Below are 16,469 nucleotides of genomic sequence, written 5' to 3'. Positions count from 1 at the left end.
TTTCGCCGGCCAGTCGGCTCCTACAGCGTGTGGCTCATGAGGCGAGGCTTTTGCGAAAGCGCGCCAGGGCAATGGCGAAGAACAGCAGACCGATCGTCGCCAGGGCCAGCAGGTCGGGCCAGACCACACTGACGCCCGCATCACGAAACAGGATCGCTGCGCTGAGGCTGACGAAGTGCGTTGATGGCGAGCCCTGCATCACCCATTGCAGCCATTGCGGCATGCTGTCCAGCGGTGTGCTGCCACCGGACAGTAGCAGCATCGGAATGATCACCGGGATCGCCAGCAGGCCGAACTGCGGGGTGGAGCGGGCCAGGGTGGCAAGGAAGATCCCCAGTGCGGTGCTGGCGAACAGATACAACGCGGTGACCATCAGGAACAGCCCCATCGAGCCCGCCAGCGGCACGCCCAGCACGCCTTTGACTATCACCTCCAGCGATATCCAGGTGCACAGCACCACCACCAGCATATTGCTCCAGATTTTCGCCAGCATGATCTCCAGGGCCGTCAGCGGCAGTACCAGCAAGTGGTCGAGGGTACCGTGCTCGCGCTCGCGCAGCAGCGCGGTTCCGGTGAGCACGATGGCCAGGATGGTGATGTTGTTGACGATCTGGATCACCGCCAGAAACCAGCCTCCCTCCAGGTTGGTATTGAACAGCGCGCGGGTGGTCAGCAGGGCCGGGGTCTTGCTCGCGGCATCCGCCTGGTTGGCATAGTTGAGCAACTCGCGCTGGAAGATTCGACCAATGTAGCCGGCGCCCATGAACGCCTGGCTCATGGCGGTGGCGTCGACGTTGACCTGCACCGCCGGCTGACGGCCGGCCAGCAGGTCGCTCTGGAAGTTGGCAGGGATGTTGATCACGAAGGTGTACTGGCCGCTGTCCATCACCTTGTCCAGTTGGTCGTAGGGCAGGGCGACCGGGTTCTGGAACTCCGGCGGTTGCAGGGCCTCTGCCAATTGTCGTGACAGTGCGCTGTGGTCTTCATCCACCAGGGCCACGCTGGCGTTGTGTACGCCAATGACCGAGCCGGCTGCCGGCAGGTAGATGGCCACGGTGAAGGCGTAGAACAGGAACAACAGCAAGACACTGTCGTGACGCAGGCTGGTGAGCTCCTTCAGACCCAGGCGCAGGATATGGGCGAGCCTGTTCATCAGACCTCCTGCTTTTTCAACATGACCAGGCTAAGCCCGGTGAAACCGAGGAAGAACCCGATCAGTGCCAGGCACTGAGGCCACAGCTCCCGCAGGTCCAGGGCCTTGGTGAAGGTGCCGACGGCGATGTCGAGGAAGTGCCCGGCGGGGAACAATTGCCCCATGATCGCCGCCGAGCCTTCCAGGGACGAGCGCGGCACGATCAACCCGGAGAACTGGATGGTCGGCAGGCTGGTGATGATCATGGTGCCGAGGATCGCCGCGATCTGGGTGCGGGTGAAGGCCGAGATCAGCAGGCCCATGCTGGTGGTGGCCAGCACGTAGAGGACGCCGCCCAGGGCCAGGGTCAGTCCGCTGCCCTTGAAGGGCACGCCGAACAGCCAGCGGTTCATGGCCACCAGCAATCCCAGGTTGATCAGGCTCACGGCCAGGTAGGGCGCCTGCTTGCCCAGGAGGAACTCCAGGCGGGTCAGGGGCGTGGCATAGAAGTTGGTGATAGAGCCCAGTTCCTTCTCGCGAACGATGCCCAGGGCGGTGAGCATGGCCGGAATGAACGCCAGGATCAGCGCCATGACCCCGGGCCCGATGGCGTTGACGCTGACCACGTCCTGGTTGTAGCGAAAGCGTGTTTCCAGCTTGGCGGCGGATCTTGTGTTCAGTGCCGGGCTGCTGTGTTCGGCCAGGAGTTCGAGGTTGGCCTGGTGTACCGCCTCGACATAGTTGCGGCTGGTTTCCGCGCGAAACGGCATGCCGCCGTCCAGCCAGGCGGCCACCGTCGGTTGGCGCCCGGCATACAGGTCGCGGCCGAAGCCGGGCGGGATTTCCAGGGCCAGCTTGATCTCCGAGCGCTGCAGGCGCCGATGCAGTTCGGCGGAGCTGCGGATGGTGGGTTTTTCCTCGAAGTAGCGTGAGCTGCGAAAAGCCTCCAGATAGGCGCGGCTTTGCGGCGTCTGATCCTGGTCGTAGACGGCGAAGGCGAGCTTTTCCACATCCAGGGAAATGCCGTAGCCAAAGATCACCATCATGAAGATCGCCCCCAGCAGGGCAAAGCCCAAGCGCACCTTGTCCCGCAATAGCTCCTTGCCTTCCCGGGTGGCCACCGCCAGCAGCCGGGCCAGGCTCAGGCCCGAGCGCGGAGGCGCGATGGCGTGGCTGGCGGCAGCCGCCGGAGGAGGTGGCGCTGCATCCGCGGCTCCTTGGGCTTCTTCCAGGCAGCGGACGAAGGCGGCTTCCAGGGTGTCGCCGGAAAACTGCTGTTGCAGCGCCGCTGGTGTGTCACAGGCCAGTACCTTGCCGGCGTGCATCAACGAAATGCGGTCGCAGCGCTGGGCTTCGTTCATGAAATGAGTGGACAGGAAGATGGTCACGCCCTGTTCCCGGGACAGTTCGATCAGCAGTCGCCAGAAGTCGTCACGGGCTGCCGGATCCACCCCTGACGTGGGTTCGTCGAGGATCAGCACTTCCGGGCGGTGCAGCACCGCCACGGCCAGGGACAGGCGCTGGCGCAGACCCAGGGGCAGGGCGCCGGATTGCTGCTCGGCGATTGCGCCCAGGTCGAAGCGCTGGATCAGCTCCTCGATGCGTGGGCCGCTCTCGGCTTTCGGCAGGTCGAACAGGCGGGCATGCAGCTCCAGGTTCTGGCGCACGCTGAGTTCGCCATAGAGAGAAAAACTCTGGGACATGAAGCCGACCCGCTTGCGGGTGGCCAGGTCCTTGGCGTCCACCGGATTGCCCAGCAGCTTGGCGCTGCCTTCAGTGGCGGGCATCAGCCCGGTGAGGACTTTCATGGTGGTGGTCTTGCCGCAGCCGTTGGAGCCGAGGAAGCCGAAGATCTCCCCGCGACCGATGGCGAAGCTGACTTTGTTGACGGCGGTGAAGTCGCCGAAGCGCAGGGTCAGCTCGTGGGCCTCGATGGCGATGTCCTGATTACTGCCAGAACGTGGCGGGATCACCAGTGGCTGATTGTCATGGCCGCTGTCGCCCTGGTAGTGAGTGAAGGCATCGTCCAGCTTGCCGCTGCCCGTTACCTGCGCCAGCTCCCGGCTCAGGCCCTGGGCGATCAACTTGCCCTGGTCGAGCATCAGGCAATGCTCGAACTGTTCGGCTTCTTCCATGTAGGCGGTGGCCACCAACAGGGTCAGTTGTGGTCGTTGCTGGCGTACATCCTCCACCAGTTCCCAGAAGCGTCGGCGGGAAAGCGGGTCGACCCCGGTGGTGGGTTCGTCGAGGATCAACAGATCCGGTTCGTGGATCAGCGCGCAGCACAGGCCGAGTTTCTGCTTCATCCCACCGGACAGCTTGCCCGCCGGGCGTTCGGCAAAGCGCAGCAGGTCGGTGGCCAGCAACAGGCTGTGCATGCGCTGGTCGCATTCGTCACGTGGCAGGCCGAACAGGGTGGCGAAGAAGCGGATGTTCTCGCTAATGGACAGGTCGGGATACAGGTTGCCCCCCAGCCCCTGGGGCATGAAGGCGATGCGCGGGTATAGGCTTCTGCGGTGGCGGCGCTGGGAGATGGCTCCGCCGAGTACCTCGAGCTCGCCTTGCTGAAGCTTCTTGACCCCGGCAATCAGCCCGAGAAGGCTCGACTTGCCGGCACCGTCAGGACCGATCAGGCCGCAGCGTGTGCCTGCCGGCAGGCTGAAACTGATGTCGATCAGAGCCTGCTGGGCACCGTAGCGATGGCTGATGCCGGTGGCGTGCAGCGCCAGGGCATTCATTGCAGGTTAGCCGGCCAGTCCACGGTGGCTGTGCGCACATAACCGGCACCGGGCATCCCCGGTTTGGCCTGGGGCACGGCGGCGGGTTGAGTCAGGCGCACCTTGACCCGGAATACCAGTTTCTGGCGTTCGTCACGGGTTTCCACTTCTTTGGGGGTGAATTGCGACTTGGCCGCGACGAAGCTGATCTTCGCTGGCAGTGGCTGGTTGGGCAGGGCGTCGAGAACAATCCGCGATTCATCGCCCACCGTCAGGCGCCCGGTGACCGAGGCTGGCAAGTAGAGGTTCATGTATTGGTCGTTGGGGTCGATCAACAGCAGTACTCGGCCGCCGGCACCCAGGACTTCGCCAGGCTCGGCCAGACGCAGTTGGATGATGCCGTCGATGGGGGCTCGCAGGCTGCTGTCGTCGATCTCGCTAGTGAGCTGCGCAACCTGGGCCAGGGCGGCGCCGATAGCGGCCTTGACCGCCGCAACCTGGGCCTGGGCCGCCAGCACGGCGGCATTGCCGGTGTTCAGCCGTGCCTGTTGCTGATCGATGATCTGCTGGCTGGCGAAGCCGCGCCTGAACAGTTCCTGGGAGCGCTTGAGTTCCTGATTGGCCAGGAGCAATTCGCTCTGGCGCAGTTGCACGTTGGCTTCTGCGGCGGAGAGGTTTTCCCGGGCGCGCAGCACTTCGGCTTCGGCCTGGCTGCGCTGGGCTTCCAGGGTGCGGGTATCCATCCGGGCCAGCAGTTGGCCCTGGAGCACTTTGTCGCCTTCATTGACCCGCACTTCCGCCAGGCGTCCGGGAATCTTGCTGGCGATCTGCACCTCAGTGGCTTCGAGACGGCCATTGCCCATGCTCAGCCCTTCCGGCAGACGATCCTGGAGGGATTTCCAGTAACCGAAGCCACCAGCGGCGAGCAACAGAATCAAGAGGGAGACAGCGAAAAGGCGGGAAGAACGGTGGTTCGTCGACATGTGTTCTGCGTCCTGCGGCTATAGCGTCCTAGTCTGACGTATCAAGGCTTTTACCCGCTTGATGCTCGTCAAATGAAAGGGCCAAGCCTAAACCTATTGTTCGCAGGCTGCATGGCGATCGGGGCAAAAAACTGGTGCCAGTGCCGTTGCGCTTGCCAGGCCACGGCACACCGGGGCGGGTTGCTCAACGTAGAGAGAGCACAGCCGCCCATTGCTCTGCGGTCACTGGCATGACTGACAGGCGACTGCCTTTTTGCACCAGGGGCATTTCAGCGAGGGCAGTCTGCTGCTTGAGATAGTCCAGGCGCAGGACCTTGCTGAAGGTTTCCACGTGGGCTACGTCGATTGCGCTCCAGGCATTTTTCTCGGCGCTGGACTTGGGGTCGAAGTAGACGCTGTCCGGTTCCAGGGCGGTGGGGTCCGGGTAGGCCGCCTTGATGATTTGGCCGATGCCGGCGATGCCAGGCTCCGGACAACTGGAGTGGTAGAAGAAGAACTCATCGCCGACGGCCATGGCGCGCAGGAAGTTGCGTGCCTGGTAGTTGCGCACACCGTCCCAACGGGCCTTTCCAAGCTTGTGCAGGTCCTGAATCGAGAGTTCGTCTGGCTCGGATTTCATCAGCCAATAGGCCATGTTTCTTACCCTCCAAAGGGTGGTTGGGCAGGTTGTCGGAGGATTTTATGACAAACCGACAGTCGGTTGACGCCAGCATTTGCGTGTCGGTTCACGTTATCGCAGAATGCCGGGATTTTAAGCTTGACGCTGCTGCACGGCCTGTTATGGAAACCGTTGCTGTCATCGTGTGTGACTTGCCCGAGGGGGGGCAATCGATGAAACGCCAACCGGATTTACTATGGATTTTGGTTATTTTGTTCGGTTTGGGCGTTGTGACCACCGGTTATGCGCAGAGCTTATGGGCCAACAAGACCGATGCCCCGATCGAGATTGCCCAACAGCCGCAACCCTTCAAGCGTTGAATCCGTCCCGGCGTCGCTGAGCCAGCGCGACGTCTATCGGGCGCAGTACCATCCCTGATCAGTCACGGTGCCCTGTAGCGGCACATCCCAGCTGGCCTGATCCAGTCTCGCGACCTTCTGACATTCATGGGCCAGCCCCAGCAGCTTCGGCTTGCGCCAGCTCTTGCGCCGCGCCAGGTAAGCCAGGCTGCGGTCGTAGAAGCCGCCGCCCATTCCCAGGCGTCCACCGTCTTCGTCGAATCCCACCAAGGGCAGGAGCACCAGATCCAGCGCCCAGACCTTGCGTTGGCGTGCGACGTTGATCCTGGGTTCGAGGATGCGAAAGCGGTTGGGGCGCAGTTTTTCTCCGGGACGCACGCGCTGGAAGACCATCTTGGTCCGTGGCCAGGCACTGAGCACAGGCAGGTACGTGGCCTTGCCCCGGCGTTGCGCGGCACGTAGCAGCAGGCGCGGATCGATCTCTCCGTCAGTGGGCAGGTACAGGGACAGGTGTCGGGCTCGGCGAAACACTGGATTGTGCGCCAGCTGGCGGTACAGTCCGCTGGCGGCCTGGCGTTGCTGGGCAGGTGTCAGGGAGCGACGGGCTTTACGCAGCATGCGTCGAAGTTGCGGGCGGGAAAGCGGCGCAGGTTCGGTCATGGAGGAGGCTATGGAAAGTCGGACATGGCAGAACAGCCTACCCGGAAAAACCAATGCCAGCATGGATAACTGGCATTGGCTGAGAATTCAGGCTCCCCAGGCGAACCGCTGTCGACTTAGCCCTTGAACCCGAAAGTTCAAGGCGGAAGATGCAGCAGGCTTTAAGGCTTTCCGTCTAGCGGACATGCACACCAGCCCAACGTGCAACTTCCAGGGTAGTGCGAATCGGCTCAGGGACATCGCCAACTGGCAAGCACCCCAGGGAGTGGCGGGAGTATACCGCAACCGCTGTCAGGAATCAGCCTTGCTTGCGTCCGAATCGGTGGCCAGGACCAGGTCGACGCGTTCCAGAAGATCGCGCACTTGTTCGCGAGTGGTGGCGCTGGCCTGCACATCCGGACGCTCCTGGCGGTGCAGCAGATCGTGGGTGATGTTCAGCGCGGCCATGACCGCGATGCGATCGGCACCGATGACTTTGCCGCTGCTACGGATCTCGCGCATCTTGCCGTCCAGGTAACGGGCTGCGCTCACCAGATTGCTGCGCTCTTCCTGGGGGCAGATGATCGAATACTCTTTGTCGAGGATCTGCACGGTAACGCTATTGCTTGAACTCATGAGTCTTGCTCCAGGGCCTTGAGGCGCGAAATCATCGATTCGACCTTACGCCGGGCGATTTCGTTTTTTTCAATGAGGTGCGCGCGTTCCTCGCGCCAGGTCTTTTCCTGAGCTAATAAGAGTGCGTTTTGACTCTTTAGTTGCTCGACCCGGGTAATAAGCAGTTCGAGTCTGGTCATCAGTGCGTGCAGGTCGGTGTCTTCCATTGTGTCCCACTGAAGTTGGTCTGATGAGTGGCAACTGGCTGAGCAGCGCCTGGACGGCCCGATCAGTCCTGGCGCATCGGGTGCCGTCGGTCGGCAATCTGTCCGTCGCCCCAGGCCCCGCGGACCGCTGTAACGGGGCGCAAGGCGCAACGCGGCGCTGGCAATGAATGATGACACGCCCTACGATACAAGGCCTTCATTCTAGACATTGCGCCGCTTGGCGCCTAGCTGCCCATGCCCATTCAGAATTCCCCGTACAACGCCTTCGCCACCCTGCTCAGCAGCAGCGGTCATCCTGTTTCTCCTGCCGAATTGCACGGCCTGTTGCTGGGCCGTAGCTGCGCTGGCGCCGGCTTCGAGGTCGACGGCTGGCTGGTGGACGCTTCCGAGTTGCTCGAAGGCGAGCCACAAGAAAATGTGCGCAACGCCCTGATCGGCCTGCAGGAAATGGTCAAGGGCGAGCTCACCAGCGACGACATGACCGTGGTCCTGCTGCTGCCCAGCGACGACGCGCCATTGACCGAACGTGCCGCGGCCCTGGGCCAATGGTGCCAGGGTTTCCTCGCCGGTTTCGGCCTCAACTCCCGTGACAGCAGCGCCCTGAGCGTCGAGGCCACGGAAGTGTTGCAGGACCTTGCAGCCATCGCTCAGGTACAGGATGCGCTGGAAGAGTCCGACGACGGTGAAAGCGACTACATGGAAGTGATGGAGTACCTGCGGGTCGCGCCATTGCTGCTGTTCACCGAAACCAACAAGACCGTTGCACCGGCTGCCAAGCCTTCTCTGCACTGACTGACAGGGAACTGCATCTGCCCATGATTCATATCCCTAGAGCGGAATACAGCCGTCGCCGCAAGGCGCTCATGGCGCAGATGGAGCCCAACAGCATCGCGATCCTGCCGGCGGCGGCCGTGGCCATTCGCAACCGCGATGTGGAGCACGTCTACCGCCAGGACAGCGATTTCCAATACCTCAGCGGTTTTCCCGAGCCCCAGGCCGTGATCGTGCTGATGCCCGGTCGCGAGCATGGCGAGTACGTGCTGTTCTGCCGTGAGCGCAATGCCGAGCGGGAGCTGTGGGATGGCCTGCGGGCTGGCCAGGAAGGCGCGATCCGTGACTACGGTGCGGACGATGCCTTTCCCATCACTGATATCGACGACATTCTCCCGGGGCTGATCGAAGGTCGTGACCGGGTCTATTCGGCCATGGGCAGCAACCCCGAGTTCGATCGCCACCTGATGGACTGGATCAACGTGATCCGCTCTAAAGCGCACCTCGGCGCCCAGCCGCCGAACGAATTCGTTGCCCTGGATCATTTGCTGCACGACATGCGCCTGTATAAATCGGCGGCGGAAGTGAAGGTGATGCGCGAAGCCGCACGGATTTCCGCCCAGGCCCATATCCGGGCCATGCAGGCCAGTCGCCCCGGATTGCACGAGTTCAGTCTGGAAGCCGAGCTGGACTACGAGTTCCGCAAGGGCGGGGCGAAGATGCCGGCTTATGGTTCCATCGTCGCGGCCGGGCGCAACAGCTGCATCCTGCACTACCAACAGAATGACGCCCTGCTCAAGGACTGTGATCTGGTGTTGATCGACGCCGGTTGTGAAATCGACTGCTATGCCAGTGATATCACCCGGACCTGGCCGGTCAACGGTAAGTTCTCGCCCGAGCAGAAGGCGATCTACGAACTGGTGCTGGCGGCCCAGGAAGCGGCGTTTGCCGAGATCGCCCCGAACAAGCACTGGAACCAGGCCCATGAGGCAACGGTCCGGGTGATCACCGCCGGTCTGGTGAAGTTGGGTCTGTTGGAAGGCGCAGTCGACGAGCTGATTGCCAGTGAGGCTTACAAGACGTTTTACATGCACCGCGCCGGGCACTGGCTGGGCATGGATGTACACGATGTCGGCGAATACAAGGTCGGCGGCGAGTGGCGGGTGTTGGAGGTCGGCATGGCGCTGACCGTGGAGCCGGGCATCTACATCTCCCCGGACAACCAGCAAGTGGCGAAGAAGTGGCGCGGCATTGGCGTGCGCATCGAGGACGACGTGGTAGTGACCAAGCAGGGCTGTGAAATTCTGACAAGCGGCGTGCCGAAAAGCGTCGCCGAGATCGAGGCGCTGATGGCAGCAGCCCGAGTTCAGGCCTCATGAGCCGGGTCAATCTGGCCATCATCGGTGGCGGCCTGGTCGGCGCAAGCCTGGCCCTGGCCCTGCAGGCCGGAGCCAAGGCCCGCGGCTGGAAGATCGTGCTGATCGAACCCTTCGCCCCCGGCGACAGCTTCCAGCCCAGCTACGATGCGCGTTCTTCGGCACTGTCCTTTGGTGCCCGACAGATCTACCAGCGCCTGGGCTTGTGGCAAGCGATCTCCCGGCGCGCCGAGCCGATCAAGCAGATTCATGTGTCCGACCGTGGGCGGTTTTCCACTGCGCGCCTGTCGGCCATGGAAGAAGGGGTTCCGGCCCTGGGTTATGTGGTGGAAAACGCCTGGCTCGGTCAATGCCTGTGGCAAGGACTGGACAAGGACGTGATCAGCTGGCGCTGTCCGGCGGAGGTCACTCGCCTGGAGCCTCTGGAAGGCGGCTATCGCCTGACCCTGAATGACGAAACCACATTGGAATGCGACCTCGCGGTGCTCGCCGACGGTGGCCGCTCCGGCCTGCGCGAACAATTGGGTATCGGGGTCAAGAATCGCCCCTATAACCAGAGCGCGCTGATTGCCAACATCACCCCCAGCGAAGCCCACAACGGCATGGCCTTCGAGCGCTTCACCGATGACGGGCCGATGGCGTTGCTGCCATTGCCGGAAAATCGCTGCGCGCTGATCTGGACCCGCCAGGGCATGGACGCTCAGCGTCTGGCCGACCTGGATGACCGGAGTTTCCTCAGTGAGTTGCAGGGCGTGTTCGGTTACCGCCTGGGTACCTTGAAACAAGTGGGGGCGCGGCATTTGTATCCGCTGTCCCTGGTAGAAGCCGAAGAACAGGTGCGCTCCCATCTGGTGGTGCTGGGCAATGCCGCCCACAGCCTGCATCCGATTGCCGGACAGGGCTTCAACCTGTCGCTGCGTGATGCCCAGGCCCTGGCGGATGCCTTGCTGGCCAGCGAGCAGCTGCCGGGCGATTTTGCCGTGCTGCAGGCTTATCGCGAGCGCCAGCGCCTGGACCAGAGCCTGACCGTGGGTTTCTCCGATCAGGTCACGCGGCTGTTCGGCAGCAAGCTGCCGCTGCTGTCGGTGGGGCGCAATCTTGGCTTGCTCGGACTGGACCTGCTGCCCCCGGCCAAGCGCTGGTTCGCGCGCCAGGCCATGGGCCTGGGCACTCGTCCGGATGCGTGAGTGGCTGACTCGACGCGTCGGCAAGGCACGCTTGCTGCGCTGGGTGATGAACCTGTATCCGCCCTATATGGGGGCAGGTGTGCGGATTCGCCAGATCAGCGCGGATTTCCGCGAAGTCCAGGTCTCCATGGGGCTGGGCTGGTACAACCGCAACTATGTCGGCACCCAGTTCGGTGGCAGCCTGTATTCGATGGTGGACCCGTTTTTCATGCTGATGCTGATGGAGAACCTGGGACGCGACTACATCGTCTGGGACAAGGCCGCGGCCATCGACTTCATCGCCCCGGGCAAGGGGCCGGTGTTTGCTCGGTTCAGCATTGACCAGGCGCTGCTCGACGAAGTGCGCCAGCAGACCGCAACGGGCGAGAAGTACCTGCCGCAGTTGCAGGTAGAGATTCATGACGGCTCCGGCACCCTGGTGGCGCGGGTCGATAAAACCCTTTATGTGCGGCTCAAGCCGCAAGCGAGACAGGCCTAAAGCATGGAAATGCGCGCAGATGTGCTGATTGTCGGAGCCGGAATGGTCGGCAGTGCCTTGGCGTTGGCGTTGCAGGGCAGCGGCCTGGAAGTGCTGCTGCTCGATGGCGGCTCCCTGAGTGTCAAACCCTTCGACGCCGAGTCGCCATTCGAACCCCGGGTCAGTGCCTTGTCGGCCGCCAGCCAGCGGATTCTGCAGCGCCTTGGCGCCTGGGACGGTATTGCCGCACGGCGCAGCAGCCCCTACTGCGACATGCAGGTCTGGGATGGCAGCGGCACCGGGCAGATTCACTTCTCGGCCTCCAGCGTGCATGCCGAGGTGTTGGGGCATATCGTCGAGAACCGCGTGGTTCAGGATGCCCTGCTTGAGCGTTTGCACGAGTGCGACATCGGTTTGTTGGCCAATGCCCGCCTTGAGCAGATGCGCCGCTCCGGCGATGACTGGTTGCTGACCCTGGCGGACGGCCGGGTCCTGCGGGCGCCTTTGGTCATCGCCGCCGATGGCGCCAACTCGGCCGTGCGTCGCCTGGCCGGCTGCGCCACCCGGGAATGGGATTACCTGCATCACGCCATCGTCACCAGTGTGCGCAGCAGCCAGCCCCATCAATTGACCGCCTGGCAGCGATTCACCGACACCGGCCCGTTGGCGTTTCTGCCACTGGTACGGGACGGGCAGCACGACTGGTGCTCCATCGTCTGGTCCACCACGCCCACCGAGGCCGAGCGCTTGATGGCCCTGGATGACGCCGCGTTTTGTGCTGAGCTGGAGCGTGCCTTCGAAGGTCGCCTGGGCACAGTGCTCAGCGCCGACCCTCGGCTTTGCGTGCCGCTCCGCCAGCGCCACGCCAAGCGCTACGTGGCCGAAGGCCTGGCCCTGATCGGCGACGCCGCCCATACCATTCATCCGCTGGCGGGACAGGGGGTCAACCTGGGTTTCCTCGATGCCGCGGTGCTGGCCGAAGTGCTGCTGCAAGCGGCCAGCCGTGGCGAGCGCTTGGCCGAGGTCAAGGTGCTGAGCCGTTTCGAGCGTCGGCGCATGCCCCACAACCTGGCGCTGATGGCGGCCATGGAAGGCTTCGAGCGGCTGTTCCAGGCCGATCCGTTGCCGCTGCGCTGGCTGCGCAACACTGGCCTGAAGATGGTCGATCAGATGCCCGAGGCCAAGGCGCTGTTCGTGCGTCAGGCACTGGGCCTGAGCGGCGATCTACCGGAGCTGGCCCAAGCGTAGGCGCCGGCTGGCCGGCGAAGCTTCCTGGCGGACGACCCTACGCAACATCTGGTAACGCCTCGACGCCAGGTTCGGTTGAGAAGGCAAATGGGAGTCCTTATCATTTCGCCTCATTTTATAATCGAGAGACTGCTCCCATGTTGGCACCGAAGCGTCTACTGACCGCCCTGGCACTCACTTTCATCGGCACCGCCGCCCATGCTGCCGATGAAGTCGTGGTCTACTCCTCGCGTATCGATGAGCTGATCAAGCCGGTGTTCGATGCCTACACCCAGAAGACCGGGGTGAAGATCAAGTTCATCACCGACAAGGAAGCGCCGCTGATGCAGCGGATCAAGGCCGAGGGCGAAAACGCCACCGCCGACCTGCTGCTCACCGTAGACGCCGGCAACCTCTGGCAGGCCGAGCAGATGGGCATCCTGCAACCGTTCACCTCCAAGGTCATCGACAGCAACATCCCTCTGCAATACCGCTCTTCCAACCACGCCTGGACCGGCCTGAGCCTGCGGGCGCGGACCCTGGCCTACTCCACCGAGCGGGTCAAACCTTCCGAACTGACCACCTATGAAGCCCTGGCCGACAAGCAGTGGGAAGGCCGTCTGTGCCTGCGTAGCGCGAAGAAGGTCTACAACCAGTCGCTGACTGCCACCCTGATCGAGACCCACGGCGCGGCGAAGACCGAAGAGATCATCAAGGGCTGGGTCAACAACCTGTCCACCGATGTGTTCTCCGATGACATCGCGGTGCTGGATGCGATCAACGCCGGCCAATGCGACGTTGGCATCGTCAACACCTACTATTACGGCCGCCTGCACAAGCAGAAGCCCGACCTGGCGGTAAAACTGTTCTGGCCGAACCAGGGCGATCGCGGGGTGCACGTCAACCTGTCGGGTATTGGCCTGACCAAGTACGCGCCGCATCCGGAGGCGGCCAAGGCGCTGGTGGAGTGGATGACCACGCCTGAAGCGCAGAAGATCTTTGCCGACGTCAACCAGGAGTTCCCGGCCAACCCGGCGGTGGCGCCTTCTGCGGAAGTGGCCAGCTGGGGCAAGTTCGTGGCCGATACCCTGCCGGTTGAGATCGCCGGCAAGCGCCAGGCCGAGGCCATTCGCTTGATGGACCGCGCTGGCTGGAACTGAGACTGCCGTTATACTGCGCCCCGCTTTTGCGGGGCGTTTTGTTTAACGGCCTGCCATAGGAGCGGGCTTGCCCGCGATGGCGCCGCCGCTTCCCCTTGTACGTTCCACCTGCCCGAGAGTTCTTTGTGGCCCATCCTGCCCAACGTCGCTGGTATCCCCTGGTCTTCGCCGTAGCGGCCCTGGTCCTGTTGCCGCTGAGTGTGCTGCTGCTGTCCTGGCAGGCCGTCGACCAGCAGATCTGGTCCCACCTGTGGGACACGCAGATGCCGCGTCTGTTGAGCAACACCCTGACCCTGGTGTTCGGGGTCGGCGTTGGCGTCACGCTGCTGGGGGTGAGCCTGGCCTGGCTCACCAGCCTCTGCGAGTTTCCCGGACGGCGCTGGCTGGATTGGGCGCTGATGCTGCCCTTCGCGATCCCGGCCTATGTACTGGCCTTTGTCTTCGTCGGCCTGCTGGATTTTTCCGGACCGGTGCAAAGTCTGTTGCGGGAATGGTTCGGCACAGGCTTGCGGCTACCGAGAGTGCGCTCCACCGGCGGCGTGATCCTGGTGCTGGTGCTGGTGTTCTATCCCTACGTCTACCTGTTGGCACGCAACGCCTTCCTGGCCCAGGGCAAAGGGTTGATGGAGGCCGCTCGGGTGCTTGGGCAGTCGCCCTGGCAGGCTTTTTGGCGCGTGGCGCTGCCTATGGCGCGGCCGGCCATCGGCGCTGGGGTCGCCCTGGCACTGATGGAGACCCTGGCGGATTTCGGCGCGGTGTCGGTGTTCAACTTCGACACCTTCACTACCGCTATCTACAAGACCTGGTACGGGTTTTTCAGTCTATCCAGTGCCGCGCAACTGGCCAGCCTGTTGCTACTGGCGGTGATGCTGGTGCTGTACGGCGAGCGACGCGCCCGCGGCGCCAGTCGCACCGGCAACGAGCGGCCCCGGGGCAAGGCGCTGTACCACCTGTCTGGGCTCAAGGCCATGGCGGCTACGGGCTGGTGCCTGCTGGTATTTGCCTGTGCCTTCGTGATCCCGCTGCTGCAATTGCTGGTGTGGTTCTGGCAGCGCGGGCGCTTCGACCTGGATGAGCGCTATGCCGGGCTGATTGTCCACACCCTGTACCTGGGAGGCATGGCGGCGCTGATCACCGTCAGCGTGGCTTTGCTGTTGGCATTCGCCCGACGCTTGGCGCCGACCCGAGGCATCCGCGCCGGGGTCAGCCTGGCCAATCTCGGTTACGCCTTGCCCGGCTCGGTGCTGGCGGTATCGATCATGCTGGCCTTCAGCTATCTGGACCGGGAACTGGTGATTCCGTTGTCCGGCTGGTTGGGCGGGGCCGGCAAGCCGCTGTTGCTGGGTAGCCTGTCCGCCTTGTTGCTGGCCTACCTGGTGCGTTTTATCGCGGTGGCCTACGGACCGCTGGAAAACAGCCTGGAGCGGATTCGCCCGTCGCTGCCCGAAGCCGCGCGCAGCCTGGGGGTGGGTGGGCCGCGACTGTTTTTCAAAGTGTATCTACCGCTGTTGCTGCCCGGGACCCTGAGCGCGGCCTTGCTGGTGTTCGTCGATGTGCTCAAGGAAATGCCCGCCACCTTGCTGATGCGCCCGTTCGGCTGGGACACGCTGGCGGTGCGGATCTTCGAAATGACCAGTGAAGGGGAGTGGGCGCGAGCTTCGTTGCCGGCGCTGACCCTGGTACTGGTTGGCCTGCTGCCGGTGATTGGCCTGATTCGTCGCTCGGCCCATCGAATCGGTTAGGTGCCAGCCTTCCACCTTGCGGCTACAATGCGCGGCATTCGGTGCGGCCTGTTGTTTGGCCGGGACGCTGAAATCGGCTGCAAGCCATCTATTTCAAGGCTTTCACCCTAGCAGCGCCAGTCCGCACCCTCGCCACGCCCGGAAGGAGAAACCCATGGGACAGCGTACGCCTCTGTATGACCTGCATCTCGCCCTCGGCGCGAAAATGGTCGATTTTGGCGGTTGGGATATGCCTTTGCATTACGGCTCGCAGGTCGAGGAGCACCATCAGGTGCGACGTGATTGCGGTGTGTTCGATGTATCGCACATGACCGTGATCGATGTCAGCGGCGCCCAGGCCAAGGCCTGGCTCCAGCACTTGCTGGCCAATGATGTCGAACGTTTGCAGCACCCTGGCCAGGCCTTGTACAGCACCATGCTCAATGAGCGCGGCGGCATCGTCGACGACATGATCGTCTACCGCCTCGAGGACGCTTATCGCCTCGCGCTCAACGCCGCCACCCGGGACCAGGACCTGGCCTGGATGCAGGCGCAGTTGGGTGAGTTCCAGGTGCAACTGCGCGAGCGACCGGAGCTGGCCATGCTGGCGATCCAGGGACCTCAGGCACGGCACAAGATCGCCGAGCTGGTGACCCAGTCCCGTGGCGCCCTGATTCAACAGCTCAAGCCTTTCGAAGCTGGCACCGACGGTGACTGGTTCATCGCCCGCACCGGTTACACCGGTGAGGATGGACTGGAAATCGTCCTGCCCGCCGATCAGGCGCCGGCCTTTTTCAACGATCTGGTGGGAGCGGGGATCTCGCCCATCGGCCTGGGCGCCCGGGATACCCTGCGCCTGGAAGCCGGCATGAACCTCTACGGCCAGGATATTCACCAGGATGTTTCGCCCTTGGCGGCGAACATGGCCTGGAGCATTGCCTGGGAGCCGTCGTCACGCAAATTCATCGGTCGTACCGCTCTGGAGGCCGAGCGAGCGTCCGGGGTGAAGCAGAAACTGGTGGGGTTGGTACTGGAAGAGCGTGGGGTTTTGCGCGCGCATCAAGTGGTTCGCATCGCCGATGTTGGCGAAGGTGAGATCACCAGTGGTAGTTTCTCCCCTACGCTGAGTAAATCGATCGCACTGGCGCGGGTGCCGATGGCCACCGCTGACCGTGCCGAAGTGGAAATCCGCGGCAAGTGGTACCCGGTCCGGGTGGTCAAACCGACCTTCGTGCGCCACGGCAAGACCTTGATCTAACTATTTCCAGCCGGCCTTGCGCCGCTGACACTTCTTTTTGAG

16 protein-coding genes and 1 other RNA gene are annotated in these 16,469 nt (G+C 63.2%); 9 read left to right on the top strand and 8 right to left on the bottom strand.

Annotated features, from left to right (window positions below):
- Positions 1-34 precede the first annotated feature (34 nt).
- From KHO49_RS15370 to KHO49_RS15355, 4 genes are all read right to left on the bottom strand, one after another.
- The gene (locus KHO49_RS15370) at positions 35-1,153 is read right to left on the bottom strand and encodes an ABC transporter permease (protein ID WP_102881238.1); all 1,119 of its coding nucleotides are present in this window, start codon (positions 1,151-1,153) and stop codon (positions 35-37) included.
- Positions 1,153-3,870, bottom strand: coding sequence for a ribosome-associated ATPase/putative transporter RbbA (rbbA, locus tag KHO49_RS15365; protein WP_123390014.1), 2,718 nt, complete (start codon positions 3,868-3,870; stop codon positions 1,153-1,155). Before rbbA ends, KHO49_RS15370 begins: the two co-directional genes overlap by 1 nt.
- Entirely contained in the window at positions 3,867-4,832 is a 966-nt protein-coding gene (locus KHO49_RS15360) for an HlyD family secretion protein (protein ID WP_102862190.1), read from the bottom strand. The genes rbbA and KHO49_RS15360 overlap by 4 nt, the downstream gene beginning before the upstream one ends.
- Before the next feature lie 184 nt (positions 4,833-5,016).
- Positions 5,017-5,466 (bottom strand): EVE domain-containing protein, encoded by a 450-nt coding sequence (locus KHO49_RS15355; protein WP_110594258.1) that lies wholly within the window; start codon positions 5,464-5,466, stop codon positions 5,017-5,019.
- 47 nt (positions 5,467-5,513) lie between these two features.
- On the opposite strand from KHO49_RS15355, the gene KHO49_RS15350 reads away from it, so the two are divergent.
- Positions 5,514-5,810 carry a hypothetical protein gene (locus KHO49_RS15350; protein ID WP_102862188.1) on the top strand — a complete coding sequence of 99 codons (297 nt, stop codon included), beginning with the start codon at positions 5,514-5,516 and terminating at the stop codon, positions 5,808-5,810.
- Between the two features lie 33 nt (positions 5,811-5,843).
- Here the strand turns inward: KHO49_RS15350 and KHO49_RS15345 are convergent, their stop codons facing one another.
- The 4 genes from KHO49_RS15345 to KHO49_RS15330 form a co-directional block, all read right to left on the bottom strand.
- Positions 5,844-6,449 (bottom strand): 5-formyltetrahydrofolate cyclo-ligase, encoded by a 606-nt coding sequence (locus KHO49_RS15345; RefSeq protein ID WP_110652934.1) that lies wholly within the window; start codon positions 6,447-6,449, stop codon positions 5,844-5,846.
- Positions 6,450-6,538: 89 nt separating this feature from the next.
- Positions 6,539-6,717: non-coding RNA, 6S RNA (gene ssrS, locus KHO49_RS15340), on the bottom strand.
- Positions 6,718-6,740: 23 nt separating this feature from the next.
- Positions 6,741-7,064 carry a cell division protein ZapA gene (locus KHO49_RS15335; protein WP_016962902.1) on the bottom strand — a complete coding sequence of 108 codons (324 nt, stop codon included), beginning with the start codon at positions 7,062-7,064 and terminating at the stop codon, positions 6,741-6,743.
- On the bottom strand, positions 7,061-7,270 hold the full coding sequence (locus KHO49_RS15330; RefSeq protein ID WP_213665228.1) for a TIGR02449 family protein: 210 nt from the start codon (positions 7,268-7,270) through the stop codon (positions 7,061-7,063). The genes KHO49_RS15335 and KHO49_RS15330 overlap by 4 nt, the downstream gene beginning before the upstream one ends.
- A 234-nt stretch (positions 7,271-7,504) precedes the next feature.
- On the opposite strand from KHO49_RS15330, the gene KHO49_RS15325 reads away from it, so the two are divergent.
- The 8 genes from KHO49_RS15325 to gcvT all read left to right on the top strand — a co-directional run bounded on the left by KHO49_RS15325 (position 7,505) and on the right by gcvT (position 16,427).
- Positions 7,505-8,062, top strand: coding sequence for a YecA/YgfB family protein (locus tag KHO49_RS15325; RefSeq protein WP_102862186.1), 558 nt, complete (start codon positions 7,505-7,507; stop codon positions 8,060-8,062).
- A gap of 23 nt (positions 8,063-8,085) precedes the next feature.
- The gene (pepP, locus tag KHO49_RS15320) at positions 8,086-9,420 is read left to right on the top strand and encodes a Xaa-Pro aminopeptidase (protein WP_213665227.1); all 1,335 of its coding nucleotides are present in this window, start codon (positions 8,086-8,088) and stop codon (positions 9,418-9,420) included.
- Entirely contained in the window at positions 9,417-10,604 is a 1,188-nt protein-coding gene (ubiH, locus tag KHO49_RS15315; RefSeq protein WP_102862184.1) for a 2-octaprenyl-6-methoxyphenyl hydroxylase, read from the top strand. Before pepP ends, ubiH begins: the two co-directional genes overlap by 4 nt.
- Positions 10,597-11,082 carry a DUF4442 domain-containing protein gene (locus KHO49_RS15310; protein ID WP_213665226.1) on the top strand — a complete coding sequence of 162 codons (486 nt, stop codon included), beginning with the start codon at positions 10,597-10,599 and terminating at the stop codon, positions 11,080-11,082. The genes ubiH and KHO49_RS15310 overlap by 8 nt, the downstream gene beginning before the upstream one ends.
- Positions 11,083-11,091: 9 nt before the next feature.
- The gene (locus KHO49_RS15305; protein ID WP_170001849.1) at positions 11,092-12,309 is read left to right on the top strand and encodes a 2-octaprenyl-3-methyl-6-methoxy-1,4-benzoquinol hydroxylase; all 1,218 of its coding nucleotides are present in this window, start codon (positions 11,092-11,094) and stop codon (positions 12,307-12,309) included.
- A gap of 137 nt (positions 12,310-12,446) precedes the next feature.
- Positions 12,447-13,448, top strand: coding sequence for an extracellular solute-binding protein (locus KHO49_RS15300; protein WP_102862181.1), 1,002 nt, complete (start codon positions 12,447-12,449; stop codon positions 13,446-13,448).
- Between the two features lie 125 nt (positions 13,449-13,573).
- On the top strand, positions 13,574-15,190 hold the full coding sequence (locus KHO49_RS15295) for an ABC transporter permease (RefSeq protein WP_102881231.1): 1,617 nt from the start codon (positions 13,574-13,576) through the stop codon (positions 15,188-15,190).
- Between the two features lie 154 nt (positions 15,191-15,344).
- Positions 15,345-16,427, top strand: coding sequence for a glycine cleavage system aminomethyltransferase GcvT (gene gcvT, locus KHO49_RS15290; protein ID WP_102862179.1), 1,083 nt, complete (start codon positions 15,345-15,347; stop codon positions 16,425-16,427).
- Positions 16,428-16,469: the final 42 nt, after the last annotated feature.

The sequence above is a fragment of the Pseudomonas sp. RC4D1 genome (assembly GCF_018390395.1).
Classification (GTDB): Bacteria; Pseudomonadota; Gammaproteobacteria; order Pseudomonadales; family Pseudomonadaceae; genus Aquipseudomonas; species Aquipseudomonas danubii.
This window is presented reverse-complemented; position numbering and strand designations above follow the sequence as displayed.

Bases quoted from the DNA above. Each gene is read 5' to 3' on its own strand.
- KHO49_RS15370 (WP_102881238.1), bottom strand. From the start codon at position 1,153: ATGAACAGGCTCGCCCATATCCTGCGCCTGGGTCTGAAGGAGCTCACC.
- rbbA (WP_123390014.1), bottom strand. From the start codon at position 3,870: ATGAATGCCCTGGCGCTGCACGCCACCGGCATCAGCCATCGCTACGGT.
- KHO49_RS15360 (WP_102862190.1), bottom strand. From the start codon at position 4,832: ATGTCGACGAACCACCGTTCTTCCCGCCTTTTCGCTGTCTCCCTCTTG.
- KHO49_RS15355 (WP_110594258.1), bottom strand. From the start codon at position 5,466: ATGGCCTATTGGCTGATGAAATCCGAGCCAGACGAACTCTCGATTCAG.
- KHO49_RS15350 (WP_102862188.1), top strand. From the start codon at position 5,514: ATGACAAACCGACAGTCGGTTGACGCCAGCATTTGCGTGTCGGTTCAC.
- KHO49_RS15345 (WP_110652934.1), bottom strand. From the start codon at position 6,449: ATGACCGAACCTGCGCCGCTTTCCCGCCCGCAACTTCGACGCATGCTG.
- KHO49_RS15335 (WP_016962902.1), bottom strand. From the start codon at position 7,064: ATGAGTTCAAGCAATAGCGTTACCGTGCAGATCCTCGACAAAGAGTAT.
- KHO49_RS15330 (WP_213665228.1), bottom strand. From the start codon at position 7,270: ATGGAAGACACCGACCTGCACGCACTGATGACCAGACTCGAACTGCTT.
- KHO49_RS15325 (WP_102862186.1), top strand. From the start codon at position 7,505: ATGCCCATTCAGAATTCCCCGTACAACGCCTTCGCCACCCTGCTCAGC.
- pepP (WP_213665227.1), top strand. From the start codon at position 8,086: ATGATTCATATCCCTAGAGCGGAATACAGCCGTCGCCGCAAGGCGCTC.
- ubiH (WP_102862184.1), top strand. From the start codon at position 9,417: ATGAGCCGGGTCAATCTGGCCATCATCGGTGGCGGCCTGGTCGGCGCA.
- KHO49_RS15310 (WP_213665226.1), top strand. From the start codon at position 10,597: ATGCGTGAGTGGCTGACTCGACGCGTCGGCAAGGCACGCTTGCTGCGC.
- KHO49_RS15305 (WP_170001849.1), top strand. From the start codon at position 11,092: ATGCGCGCAGATGTGCTGATTGTCGGAGCCGGAATGGTCGGCAGTGCC.
- KHO49_RS15300 (WP_102862181.1), top strand. From the start codon at position 12,447: ATGTTGGCACCGAAGCGTCTACTGACCGCCCTGGCACTCACTTTCATC.
- gcvT (WP_102862179.1), top strand. From the start codon at position 15,345: ATGGGACAGCGTACGCCTCTGTATGACCTGCATCTCGCCCTCGGCGCG.